The following is an 11,755-nucleotide window of genomic DNA, read 5'->3' on the forward strand; positions in this document are numbered from 1 at the left end:
CCCTTTTTGGGGAACGGCCTTGCCGGGCATTACTGCTGCTGTTGCTGTTGCTGCTCGCCCTCGGCAGCCGGACGGCCGCCGTCACGGGGCTCGCGAGGTTCACGCGGCTCGCGGTACTCGCGTTGCTGGCGGGGCTCACGCGGCTGGCGGAACTCACGCTCGGCAGGCGCGGGGCGCTCGCTGCGCTCCATGCCGGCAGGACGCTCGGTCAACGCCTTCAGCGACAGCTTGACACGACCCTTTTCGTCGGTCTCCATGACCTTGACCTTGATGATCTGGCCTTCCTGCAGGTAGTCGGCGACGCGCTCCACGCGCTCGTGGGCAATCTGGCTGATGTGCAGCAGACCGTCCTTGCCGGGCAGCAGGTTCACGAGAGCACCGAAGTCCAGGATCTTGGTGACCGGGCCTTCGTAGATCTTGCCGATTTCGACTTCGGCCGTGATCTCTTCGATGCGGCGCTTGGCTTCGTCGGCCTTGGCGGCATCGCTGGAAGCGATGGTGATGGTGCCGTCTTCGCCGATGTCGATCTGCGTGCCGGTCTCTTCGGTCAGTGCACGGATGGTGGAGCCGCCCTTGCCGATCACGTCACGGATCTTCTCGGGGTTGATCTTCATCGTGTACAGCTTGGGAGCGAAGGACGAGATCTCGGCCTTGGCTTCACCCATGGCTTCCTGCATCTTGCCCAGGATGTGCATGCGCGCTTCCTTGGCCTGGGCCAGGGCGACCTGCATGATTTCCTTGGTGATGCCCTGGATCTTGATGTCCATCTGCAGCGCAGTGATGCCGCTGGTGGTGCCAGCCACCTTGAAGTCCATGTCGCCCAGATGATCTTCATCACCCAGGATGTCGGTCAGCACGGCGAAGCGGTTGTCTTCCTTGATCAGGCCCATGGCGATACCGGCCACGTGGGCCTTCATCGGAACGCCTGCATCCATCATCGACAGGCAGCCGCCGCAGACCGAGGCCATGGACGAGGAGCCGTTGGACTCGGTGATTTCCGACACCACGCGGATGGTGTAGGGGAATTCTTCCTTGCTGGGCAGGCAGGCCGCCAGGGCGCGCTTGGCCAGACGGCCGTGGCCGATTTCGCGGCGCTTGGTCGAGCCCATGCGGCCCACTTCGCCGGTGGCAAAGGGAGGCATGTTGTAGTGGAACAGGAAGCGGTCCTCGAACTCGCCAGCCAGCGCGTCGATGCGTTGTGCATCGCGCTCGGTGCCCAGCGTGGACACGACCAGGGCCTGCGTCTCACCGCGCGTGAACAGGGCCGAGCCGTGCGTACGGGGCAGCACGGAGTTGCGGATTTCGATGGGACGCACGGTGCGCGTGTCGCGGCCGTCGATGCGCGGCTCGCCGGCCAGGATCTGGCTGCGAACGATGCGTGCCTCGATGTCGAACAGCATGCCTTCGACCTTGACGCCGTCGAACTCCACGCCCTGGGCCGTCAGGCCGGCCTTCACGGCGGCGTAGGCTTCGCGGCAGGCCTGCGTGCGGCTTTGCTTGTTGCGGATCTGGTAGGCCGCGCGCAGGGCTTCGTCACCCAGTGCGGCCACCTTGGCGATCAGCTCTTCATCCTTGGCGGGAGCGACCCAGTCCCAGACGGGCTTGCCGGCTTCGCGCACCAGTTCATGGATGGCGTCAATGGCGATGCGGCCTTGCTCGTGGCCGAAGACCACGGCGCCCAGCATCACGTCTTCAGGCAGTTGCTGCGCCTCGGACTCCACCATCAGCACGGCAGCTTCAGTACCGGCCACGACCAGATCCATCTGCGAATCCTTGCGCTGGGTCTGGCCGGGGTTGAGCACGTACTCGCCATTGATGTAGCCCACGCGGGCTGCACCGATGGGCCCGTTGAACGGAATGCCCGACACGGACAGGGCGGCCGACGTGGCGATCAGGGCGGCGATGTCGGCATCGACTTCGGGGTTCAGCGACACGGTGTGGATGACCACATGCACGTCGTTGTAGAAGCCTTCGGGGAACAGCGGGCGGATCGGGCGGTCGATCAGGCGGCTGGTCAGGGTTTCGAGTTCGCTGGGCTTGGCTTCGCGCTTGAAGAAGCTGCCGGGGATCTTGCCTGCGGCGTAGGTCTTCTCGATGTAATCGACGGTCAGCGGGAAGAAGTCCTGGCCGGACTTGGCCTGCTTGGACGCCACCACGGTGGCCAGCACCACGGTGTCATCGATGTTGACCAGCACGGCGCCGGAAGCCTGGCGGGCGATCTCGCCGGTTTCCATGGTGACCGTGTGCTGGCCCCACTGGAAGGTCTTGGTGACTTTGTTGAAGATGGACATTGTTGCTCCTAGGGAATGTTGGCCAGATGCACTCATCCGGCCATGATGGAGAGCAATTCAGAACACGATGCCATTCCATTGCTGGATTTCTTGCTATCAAATCCGCAGCAATGGAATGACACAGCTTCGCTCTGTCTTGCTTTCTCCGAAGTAAAAAACGCCTGAGCTAGACAGGCTAACTCAGGCGTTTCGATCTCCCACCGTGCTTACTTGCGCAGGCCCAGCTTGGCGATCAGTGCGGTGTAGCGATCAGCGTCCTTGGACTTGAGGTAGTCCAGCAGCTTGCGACGGCGGCTCACCATGCGCAGCAGGCCACGGCGACCGTGGTGGTCCTTGGCGTGTTGCTTGAAGTGAGGGGTCAGCTCGTTGATGCGTGCGGTCAGCAGGGCCACTTGCACTTCTGGGCTACCAGTGTCGTTGGCAGAGCGTGCGTTGGACTTGACGACTTCAGCCTTCACGGAAGATGCGATCATTTTTTTCCTTGGAAATTGGCGCCTCAAAGACAAAAGCAAGGAGGCAGCCTTGGTTACTTGCGCCGAGACTGGAAAGGCCCCGACGTGCGTCTTGCACCATGCAAAACCCTGAGATTATAACAAGCACGCCCGGACCGGTATCCACACCTGATTTGCAGCCCTTTGCCACTTCGGCCTGCTGCCCGCCCAGAATCCCGCAAAGCCCGCGCCACAGGCATGCCGTCACGAAGCACGGATATGTGGTGCGCAGGCATTCCATACACCAAGGGAGGGCCACGCCATGGCAGTGCGTTTTTCATTCATTCCATCGACCCGACAAGCGCAGCTGCGGCAATGCGCCCTGCTCTGCCTGGTCGCGGCCCTGGGCCTGGCCCTGCCTGCCCAGGCTGCGTCCCATCGCGCCGACGCATCGGCTGCGCAAGGCTCCACGCGCAAAAAGGGCGGGCAGCGGGTCCGGGTGCCGACGCAGCGCAGCAGCTCAGACGAGTCGCCCGAGCAACGCGACAAGCGGCTTTACCGCGAATGCCAGGGCAGGCACAACGCCGGAGCATGCGCCGGATACACCGGGCAGCCGCCGGGCAGGCGCCAGCGCTGACACGCTCCCAGAAACAGTCCTAGGCCAGCCTCCAATACCAAAAAATTTGGCAAGTCCTTGCCATCATTGGATTTTTTCGCACCTCTGCACGCCTGAATTCAGCCCCATTCACGGCACAACTCCTATTTTTTGACCAAAGAAACAGATTGGTCTGAAAGACATGCACGAACAACCCCAATAGATTGAGCGGCGCACGAAACAAACAGCAACAACCAGCGTTGCGCAAGCCAATCGACGGGGAGGGATTCAAGACATGTCATCGACCAGGCCTCAGGCTCGCCCGGGCGCCGAAGGCTTCACTGCCATCGAGTTGATGGTGGTCGTCGCCATCCTCGCCGTGCTCACCACGCTGGCAGCTCCCAGCTTCAACCTCATCATCGAGCGCTGGCGTGTTCGCCAGACCGTCGAGGCCCTGCAATCGACGCTGCAGTACGCGCGCTCCGAAGCCGTGCGGCGCGGTGGCGGCGTTTTCATCCAGAAACTGCCCCAAGGCACCAAGGGCTGCACCCTGGCGGCGCAGCACGCCGACTGGGGCTGCGGCTGGGTGGTGTTCGTCGACCGCAATGGCAACAGGCACTGGGATCCCAAGGAGGAGCTGCAGCGCTTCGACACGCCCGCCCGCACCCTCGTCACCCGCTCCCGGTCTGCCTCCATCATCAGTGTGGACCGCTGGGGTCAGTTGGGCGGACTCACCGCCATGGGTTTCGCCATTGCGCCATCTCCGGCCGGAATCACTTCCGCCGCAACCCAAGGCATTTGCGTCTCGTCCGGCGGACGCATCCGGGTGGTCGGCCAGGAGGGTATTCCATGCGCCTGACTCGTACCCGCAATCGGCATCCCAACGGCTTTACCCTGATCGAAACCCTGGTCGCCACCGTCATCACGGCCCTGGGTGTTCTGGGAATCCTGGGACTGCAGATGCGCACCCTGGCCGACAACCAAAGCGGCGTGCGCCGCGCCCAGGCCATCCGGCTGATCGAGGACCTCAGCGAGCGCACGCACGCCAACCCCAACTCCCTCGGACAGATCGGCCGCTACGTTTCCGACTGGAATCACGCCCCCGAATCCGTCGCCGACTGCAGTGCCGCCGCATGCGGCCCGGACGCAATGGCCAGCTACCACCTCGCACGATGGAAGGCATCCGTTCGCCAACTACTGCCAGGCGGGGCCGCCAAGGTCTTCCTCGCAGGAGACGAGGCAGCCGCCAGCGCCGGCAATGGGCGCCAGCTGGGGATCATGATCAGTTGGCGCGAGAACGAAAAGTCCGGCAAGGCCGACTACAAGGACCCCATCGGACTTGATGGCGATGGCGATCGCATGCACGGCGACCAGGCCATGGCCTGTCCTGCAGGCAGAACCTGCCACCTGCAATACATCCCACTCAGCGCTCGCTGTGCTCCCTACCTTGCAAACAACGCAGTCCAGTTCTTCTGCGCAGGCCCATGAAACCCCATCGCATCGCCACCGCCATTGCGGCCAGACCGCGTCAACGCGGGCTGAGCCTCGTCGAACTGCTGGTCGGACTTTTCCTGGGACTGCTGATCATCGGCGTGGCCATGGGCGCACTCATGGCGTCACGCGCCGTGTCCGCCACCATCAGCGATGCCAGTCAGTTGCAACAGCAGGCTTCCCATCTCTTCCGTGTCATGGGCCGGCAGATCCGGCAGGCGGGGTCCCTGCGGCTGCTTCTTGCATCACACAAGAAGGCAACAGAAGCCATTGACGTGGCAGACCCCGTTGCATTCGAGGCGGGCGCACTGGACTTCAACCCCGTGCACGACACCATCCAGGGCCTCGATGCACCCGGGCGCTCCCAATACAAGCTCGCCGTGGGCTACAGCAACTACACGCAGCCGCTGCACACATCGGCCATCGAGACCTCACTGCAGCGCAATTGCCTGGGGCAAACCAACAGCGACAGCCTCATCCTGAGCCGCTTTGTCCTGGACGCCAGTAAAAACACCCTGCGCTGCGCCGGAGCGCCCTCCGCAGGTGCCCAGCCCCTTGCCAGGAACGTCGCCAACTTCCAGGTGCGCTACCTGATCCAGGCGCCGGGGGGCGCCGCCCGCATCCAGTATGTCAACGCAGCCGCCGTAGGCCAGGACTGGCCTCGCGTCGTCGGCGCCGAGGTCTGCCTGGTGCTCTTCGGCAACGAGGCCATCGACATGCCCGCCAACAGCAGCTATACCGACTGCGCCGACAGCGACGGTACGGCCGAATCCATCCACATGGCCACGCTGCCTGCGCCCAGGACGCGGCGCCTGCACATGGTCTTTCGCAGCGTGTACCAGTTACGCAGCCAGGGGTTGGCCGGATGACGCACAAGGATGCAGGCATGCGACATGCCCACACCTGCGCAGCGCAGCGCCAAAAAGGCATCGCCCTGTTCATCGTGGTGGTCCTGGTCATGCTGTCCATGCTGCTCGCCCTGTGGGCGTCGCGCAGCGCACTGTTCAACGAAATGTTCGTGGGCAACGATGCCGACTACCAGCGTGCCCTGGAGGCTGCACAGGCCTTGCTGCAGGATGCCGAACTGGATATTCGGGGCGAACAGGCCAGCGGCGCCGCCTGCGCCGCCAGCAGCAGCCAGCCATCCGTCTGCCGCAGCGGTGCAGGCATCGCACAGTTCCCCCGGGAAACCGGGGAAGTCGGCCTGCTGCTGGCCAGCCTCGCTGAGGCCACACCCACTGGATGCCGCGATGGCCTGTGCACCAAGCGCACGGGACCTCAGGACTTCTGGAACAACGCGGACGAAGGCCAAGGGATCACGCTGGGCCAGATGACTGCCGCTGACGTCGGCGCACGCTACGGCCAGTTCACGGGCGCCATCGCTGGCGGAAAGAGCGACTCCATCCTGGCAAATCGTGAGGCAGGAAAGGGAGGCTGGTATTGGATAGAGATCCTGCCCTATGACGTCAACGCAGGGAACTCGGGCGTCATCGCCAACGGCTCACCCCGACTGGCCCTTTACATGCAGCCCCAGGTGATCTATCGCATCACGGCCATTGCCCATGGCCGCAAGAGCAACACCCAGGTGGTGATGCAGCAGACCTACGCCCGGCAGAAACGCCGCGACTGACTCAGGACACCTGACATGCCCCACCTCTGCCATCCCTGGCTCCGGCGCATCCTGCTGCCAGCGCCGACAGCCGCAGCCATGGCCGCTGCAGTCCTGGCCGCGCAAAACAGCCAGGCAATGGATATGATCCAGTCGTCGCTTGGGCCCCGAGTCAAGGTCACGATAAAGCCTGGCCTGCCGGCACCCATCCAGGTCCAGCAGGTCTCGGAGGCAGACACTCCAGTTGCCAGGGTTCAGGCAGATGGCACCGAATTCGCCGCGCCCATTGAAGACTGCCCGGCCGGACAACAGGCAGATGCCAAGGGCCGCAGCAGCTCCATGGCCTCCAGCGGCAGCGTGATTACGCGGGCCGGCGTGGACATATTCAGCGCCCGCTACAGCGCAAAAGCGGCCTGGAGCGGCTGGATCAGCGCAGAAACCGTCCAGGCCGATGGCAGCCTCACCGCAACAGCCAGCTGGCAAGGCAAAACCACGGCCGGCCACCTGGATGCACTCAGCGACGAACAGGCAATCAATGACCGTCTGATCCTGACCTGGAGCGACAGACTGCAAAGAGGCGTGTCCTTCAAGTGGAATGAACTCGACCACCGGCAGAAAGCCTCCCTGGGCATCGATGTCGAAGGAAGAGCAGACAACCTGGGCAAGCACAGGCTCAACTTCATACGCGGCGACCGCCGCATGGAAGCGCCGGGACAACCGCCGCGCGTTGGCCCCACCCGTCCTTTTCGCCAGCGCAGCTCGCGCCAGGGCGACATCGTCAACTCCCAGATCTGGCATACCGGCCATCCCGTGGACAACTGGCCCCTGCCGGGCTATGCCGCCTATACCCTCGCCCAGCAGAACCGCCAGCCCATGATCTATGCAGGCGGCAATGACGGCATGCTGCATGGCTTTTCGGCCACCGACGGCAGGGAAAAGATCGCCTACATCCCACGAGGCGTGATCTCCGGACTGGCAAGACTTTCCGACCCCGACTACGACGCCCGGCATCGCTACTTTGTGGACGGCTCCGCCATGAGCGGCGACATCCCCTCGGGCAGCGTTGCGTCCTCGCAGTGGCGCACTGTGCTGGCTGGCATGGCGGGCGCCGGAGCCAAGGGCTACTTCGTGCTGGACATCACCCATCCGGAGGCTTTCAGCGAGTCCGGTGCCAGCTCGCTGGTCCTGCTTGACCGAACCCAGACACGCAACAGCGATCCCGGCGACTGCACCAGCCTGGATGACATGCGCCAGCGCGCCACTTGCCAGGAAAACAAAGACCTGGGCCATATTTTGGCGGCGCCCGTGCTGGACGATGCCAACCCGCAACGCAGCACTCAGATCACGCAGTTGAACAACAACCGCTGGGCACTGGTGACGGGCAACGGCTACCACAGCACCAACCAGCGGCCCGTGTTGCTGATCCAGTATCTCGATGGCAACCAGGAGCTGTTGCGCCTCGTTGCCACGGGCAATACCCCAACCGGCACCACCCCCGAGACTACCCGCAACGGACTCTCCGCCCCGCGCCTCGTGGACATCAATGGAGACGGCCGGCCCGATGTGGTCTACGCAGGTGACATCCAGGGCAATCTGTGGAAATTCCTCATCGCCAGCGGTGCCTCCTCCCGCTGGGGCGTAGCCTTCGACGGCCGGCCGCTGTACACAGCCTGGGGTGGCAGTTCTCCATCGGCCACTCGCAACCTGCGTCAAGCCATCACCGCCCCTCCTTCCGTACGCGCCAATGACCGGCGCAGGGCCAGCAAAAATGCCAAAGAAGGGCGCGAGCGCTTGACGGCAGGCGGCATGCTGGTGGCATTCGGTACCGGACGCCACATCACGCGGCAGGATTCTGGCAACACAGCGGTCCAGAGCATCTATTCCATCCTCGACAGCACCCGCTACAGGCTGCTCGCGGACGGCAGAGTGCAAGCTTGCCTCGATGGCAAGGATTCGGACTGCAGGCAGCCTGACGGACAGCGAGCGGCACCCGTTTCAGGCATCGGAGAACTGGCCAGGCGCTCGGTGAACCATCAGCCGGCAGGGGCGGCCGGCCAAGGCTTCTGGCGCGTTGACTCCACGACCGACCTCGACTGGACGCGGCACAAAGGCTGGTACATGGACCTGCCCCTGCCGGGCGAGCGCCTGCTCAAGCCAATGGGCTTCTACGACGGCAGCAACATCCTCGCGATCTACAGCCAGATACCTGCCGGATCCCCCAGACGCCCCGGCGAAAGCGCAAGCCCGCCCGACGCCTGCAATGCGAGCGAGGAGCGCCAATTCCTGACATTCATGAACATCATGGATGGCAAGCGACCCGGCGTCCCGTTGATGGACAGCAACGGCGATGGGGTCTACGGCACGGCAGATGAGGAGGTCTCGCGCGCAAGCGTCGCCAGGGGATCCCAGGCCTTGCTCCACAAGGGCCATCACGCCATCGGCTACGACGCCGAAGGCCGCCGCAATGTACTCGCCCGCATGCCGGAGCAATCCCTGCGCCCCAGCTGGCGCCAAATGAAATGAGGCACCACATGCGCCGCCCTCGATCCCCAGGATTCACGCTCATAGAACTCATGATCGTCGTGGCCGTCATCGTCATCCTCGGCACGGTCGCCGTCCCCAGCTACAACGAGTACATCCGCGCAGTCCACCGCGCCGACGCCCGCGCCGGTCTACTCCAGGCCCAGCAATGGCTGGAGCGCGCCGCCACCGCCAACGGCACCTACCCCACCGAGTTGCCAGCAGATCTGACCTGGGCCCACGACTCCAGCAAGCGCTACACCATCGACTTCCTGTCAACCAGCGGCCACGACGACGACACCTACACCCTGATCGCCACACGCCGCGGCTCCCAGTTCGGTGACCGATGTGGCGATTTCACGCTGACCCATACCGGAGAGCGCAGTGGTGCGAATGTGGCCTCCAGCACCACAGCCGCTGAATGCTGGGGCAGATAACCCTGCGCATACCAGCCCTGTTTCCCAGGCAATCACCCAGGGTCCATTGCGATCAACGGGCCCCATGCACCCTCGTGATGCGGGAACTACCCGCAGTTCCGCCAGCCACTCATCCCGAGGTTGCATCCATTCATCCGGCTCCTTCGCCTGCCTCTGGACACAATGCCTAGCATCCGGGTATGCATGCATTGTCTCCACGACGGCCACCACGAACCAGGTCTCCCAAACAGGGCTCCAGAGGGTTCACCACCCTGGAACTGATGGTGGTGGTAGCCATCCTGGCCATACTCACAGCGCTTGCTGTGCCCAGCTTCACCTTGATCATTGAACGCTGGCGCGCGCGCGGAGTGGTTGAGGACCTGCAAGCAACGATCTACCTTGCGCGTTCTGAGGCCATCAAGCGCGGCGGCAACGTCCTCATCGACAAACTAGCCAGCGGCAATGGTTGCACCAGCACCGTCGGCAACACCTCCTGGGACTGCGGCTGGCGCGTAGTAACCAGCGGCGGCACCGTGGTACAGCAAAGCTCTGCGCCCAACCGCGTAGAAGTCAATCTGACCAACCTCACGGGCAGCATTTCCGTGGACCGCTGGGGCATGCTGACTAGCGGTGGCGCAGACGCCACGGCCATGGCCATGGAGTTCGTCATCGTCCCCAAAGGCAAAGACGTCAGCGACAACAGCGCGATCCGCCTGTGTGCAGGCATGGGCGGACGAATCGTTCAGGCAAAGGGCAGCGAAGCATGTCCCTGAATTCAACCCGAGACCATCCCATGCACCAGCCGAAACACACCCGGCCAACCCCGCACCGCCGACAGGGCGGCATCACTTTGGTCGAGTCCCTGGTGGCCATCGTGGTGGCTGCCCTGGGCATTCTTGGCATTCTAGGCACACAGATGCGTACGCTGACCGATACGCAAACCACCCTACGCCGCGCGCAGGCCATTCGTCTGATAGAAGACCTGAGCGAGCGGATGAGGGTCAACCCCAACGCATTGGCCAGTCTTGACGCCTACGTTTCCGACTTCTCCAGCAGCCCTTCGCCCGGTGACTGCCGCAACACTGCGTGTACTCAGGATCTGCTGTCCACCTACGACATAGGCTCATGGAAGCAGTCCGTCAGAGACACACTTCCGCTGGGCCGGGCCAATGTGTTCATTGCACCAGCAGATACTTCCGCCACGAATCGTCGGCAACTGGGCGTTATGGTCGGCTGGCGTGAAAACGAGCGGGACATTGCCAACGCAGCCGACAAGAAAACCTACAAGGACAACATAGACGCCACCCAGGTGCGGGCAGCCGACGGCACCCTCAGTTCCGGGGCAGGCACAGCTGCCACCTGCCCGGATGGATTCACCTGTCATCTGCAATACATCCCCATCGCAGCCCGCTGCGCGCCTTACCAACCTCTAGGCAATCCAGTCCAGTTCTACTGCCCGGGAGCCTAACCATGGCCACACGAATCCAATTCTTTAAAACCCCGCGGCCCGGCGCTCTAAGTGCTAAGCCCGCGCTTGCAAGCCCTCGGCGCGCCATGGCGCAACGCGGCGTCACCCTGATTGAATTGATGGTGGGCATTGCTATAGGCCTGCTGGTCGTGGCTGTGTCCATGGCGGCACTGATGGTGTCGCGCGGCGTCTCCGGCACAGTGAGCGATGCCAGTGGCCTGCAGCAGCAGGCCGCCTACGCCTTACGCGTCATCGGCCTACAGCTGCGCCAGTCCGGCTCTCTGTATCTCAACCTCAACCCGACCAGCGCGATCGCGGCCAACAGTTCCGCCGCTCCGGTGGCATTCGAGACCAAGGCGGAGTCAGTGAACAAGGGAAATACCTTCGATCCGGTCACCAATGCCATTCTGGGCACAGCCAGCCCGACCACACTCGCGGTGGGCTATCGCCGCTACAAGGAGCCTGTCTACAGCAGTGCCGACGAGCAATCGCTGGCGCGCAATTGCCTGGGAGGCCCTGCCAATGCCAGCACCGATCAGCGCGTGGAAAGTGTGTTCCAGCTCAGTGGCAGCCAACTCCAATGTCAGGGTAATGGGTCAGCCCCTCAGACCCTGGCGCAGAACGTCGCCAGCTTCCAGGTTCGCTACTCGTTGCAGGACAACACGACCTTGGGCAAACCCAAGATCCAGTATGTGACTGCCACGAACGTGGACAACTGGGGCAAGGTGCAAGCGGTAGAGGTATGCCTGGAGATCTATGGCAACGAGCCCGTGGACATGCCCGCCGGAAGCACCTATGTGAACTGCAACGGTGCGGCCGTCGACATGACGACGCTGGCCGCCCCTCGGACCCGACGCATGCACCTGACGTTCCGCAGTGTCTACCAGCTCCGCAGCCAAGGGCTGGTGGGGACCGTGCTGTGACCCTTTTTGCC

Annotated in this window: 12 protein-coding genes; 10 read left to right on the forward strand and 2 right to left on the reverse strand. The window is 63.5% G+C overall.

All coding sequences use genetic code 11. The features are described 5' to 3' along the window. Positions 1 to 29: 29 nt before the first annotated feature. Both pnp and rpsO read right to left on the reverse strand, forming a co-directional pair. Positions 30 to 2,291, reverse strand: a complete 2,262-nt coding sequence (gene pnp / locus ACN20X_RS24385; RefSeq protein ID WP_016447715.1) for a polyribonucleotide nucleotidyltransferase — start codon at positions 2,289 to 2,291, stop codon at positions 30 to 32. Between the two features lie 206 nt (positions 2,292 to 2,497). Beyond that, positions 2,498 to 2,764, reverse strand: a complete 267-nt coding sequence (gene rpsO, locus ACN20X_RS24390; protein ID WP_012206984.1) for a 30S ribosomal protein S15 — start codon at positions 2,762 to 2,764, stop codon at positions 2,498 to 2,500. Between the two features lie 280 nt (positions 2,765 to 3,044). Between rpsO and ACN20X_RS24395 the strand changes: the two genes are divergently transcribed. The 10 genes from ACN20X_RS24395 to ACN20X_RS24440 all read left to right on the forward strand — a co-directional run bounded on the left by ACN20X_RS24395 (position 3,045) and on the right by ACN20X_RS24440 (position 11,744). Then, entirely contained in the window at positions 3,045 to 3,359 is a 315-nt protein-coding gene (locus tag ACN20X_RS24395; protein WP_016451210.1) for a hypothetical protein, read from the forward strand. A gap of 253 nt (positions 3,360 to 3,612) precedes the next feature. Then, positions 3,613 to 4,176, forward strand: coding sequence for a GspH/FimT family pseudopilin (locus ACN20X_RS24400; RefSeq protein WP_016451209.1), 564 nt, complete (start codon positions 3,613 to 3,615; stop codon positions 4,174 to 4,176). After that, on the forward strand, positions 4,167 to 4,805 hold the full coding sequence (gene pilV / locus ACN20X_RS24405; RefSeq protein ID WP_016451208.1) for a type IV pilus modification protein PilV: 639 nt from the start codon (positions 4,167 to 4,169) through the stop codon (positions 4,803 to 4,805). The genes ACN20X_RS24400 and pilV (ACN20X_RS24405) overlap by 10 nt, the downstream gene beginning before the upstream one ends. After that, positions 4,802 to 5,677 (forward strand): PilW family protein, encoded by an 876-nt coding sequence (locus tag ACN20X_RS24410; RefSeq protein ID WP_473209994.1) that lies wholly within the window; start codon positions 4,802 to 4,804, stop codon positions 5,675 to 5,677. The genes pilV (ACN20X_RS24405) and ACN20X_RS24410 overlap by 4 nt, the downstream gene beginning before the upstream one ends. Beyond that, on the forward strand, positions 5,674 to 6,438 hold the full coding sequence (locus tag ACN20X_RS24415; RefSeq protein WP_464185311.1) for a pilus assembly PilX family protein: 765 nt from the start codon (positions 5,674 to 5,676) through the stop codon (positions 6,436 to 6,438). Before ACN20X_RS24410 ends, ACN20X_RS24415 begins: the two co-directional genes overlap by 4 nt. 78 nt (positions 6,439 to 6,516) lie before the next feature. Beyond that, on the forward strand, positions 6,517 to 8,940 hold the full coding sequence (locus tag ACN20X_RS24420; protein WP_473209995.1) for a pilus assembly protein: 2,424 nt from the start codon (positions 6,517 to 6,519) through the stop codon (positions 8,938 to 8,940). Between the two features lie 8 nt (positions 8,941 to 8,948). Beyond that, positions 8,949 to 9,374 (forward strand): type IV pilin protein, encoded by a 426-nt coding sequence (locus ACN20X_RS24425; protein ID WP_016447722.1) that lies wholly within the window; start codon positions 8,949 to 8,951, stop codon positions 9,372 to 9,374. A gap of 179 nt (positions 9,375 to 9,553) precedes the next feature. After that, positions 9,554 to 10,126: a GspH/FimT family pseudopilin gene (locus tag ACN20X_RS24430; protein ID WP_203400507.1), complete on the forward strand. Its 573-nt coding sequence runs from the start codon at positions 9,554 to 9,556 to the stop codon at positions 10,124 to 10,126. 20 nt (positions 10,127 to 10,146) lie between these two features. Further along, positions 10,147 to 10,821: a type IV pilus modification protein PilV gene (gene pilV / locus ACN20X_RS24435; protein ID WP_047469186.1), complete on the forward strand. Its 675-nt coding sequence runs from the start codon at positions 10,147 to 10,149 to the stop codon at positions 10,819 to 10,821. A gap of 2 nt (positions 10,822 to 10,823) precedes the next feature. Beyond that, on the forward strand, positions 10,824 to 11,744 hold the full coding sequence (locus ACN20X_RS24440; protein ID WP_473209996.1) for a PilW family protein: 921 nt from the start codon (positions 10,824 to 10,826) through the stop codon (positions 11,742 to 11,744). Positions 11,745 to 11,755 lie beyond the last annotated feature (11 nt).

It is taken from the genome of Delftia sp. PX-1, from assembly GCF_055797465.1.

Bases quoted from the DNA above. Each gene is read 5' to 3' on its own strand.
- pnp (WP_016447715.1), bottom strand. From the start codon at position 2,291: ATGTCCATCTTCAACAAAGTCACCAAGACCTTCCAGTGGGGCCAGCAC.
- rpsO (WP_012206984.1), bottom strand. From the start codon at position 2,764: ATGATCGCATCTTCCGTGAAGGCTGAAGTCGTCAAGTCCAACGCACGC.
- ACN20X_RS24395 (WP_016451210.1), top strand. From the start codon at position 3,045: ATGGCAGTGCGTTTTTCATTCATTCCATCGACCCGACAAGCGCAGCTG.
- ACN20X_RS24400 (WP_016451209.1), top strand. From the start codon at position 3,613: ATGTCATCGACCAGGCCTCAGGCTCGCCCGGGCGCCGAAGGCTTCACT.
- pilV (WP_016451208.1), top strand. From the start codon at position 4,167: ATGCGCCTGACTCGTACCCGCAATCGGCATCCCAACGGCTTTACCCTG.
- ACN20X_RS24410 (WP_473209994.1), top strand. From the start codon at position 4,802: ATGAAACCCCATCGCATCGCCACCGCCATTGCGGCCAGACCGCGTCAA.
- ACN20X_RS24415 (WP_464185311.1), top strand. From the start codon at position 5,674: ATGACGCACAAGGATGCAGGCATGCGACATGCCCACACCTGCGCAGCG.
- ACN20X_RS24420 (WP_473209995.1), top strand. From the start codon at position 6,517: ATGGCCGCTGCAGTCCTGGCCGCGCAAAACAGCCAGGCAATGGATATG.
- ACN20X_RS24425 (WP_016447722.1), top strand. From the start codon at position 8,949: ATGCGCCGCCCTCGATCCCCAGGATTCACGCTCATAGAACTCATGATC.
- ACN20X_RS24430 (WP_203400507.1), top strand. From the start codon at position 9,554: ATGCATGCATTGTCTCCACGACGGCCACCACGAACCAGGTCTCCCAAA.
- pilV (WP_047469186.1), top strand. From the start codon at position 10,147: ATGCACCAGCCGAAACACACCCGGCCAACCCCGCACCGCCGACAGGGC.
- ACN20X_RS24440 (WP_473209996.1), top strand. From the start codon at position 10,824: ATGGCCACACGAATCCAATTCTTTAAAACCCCGCGGCCCGGCGCTCTA.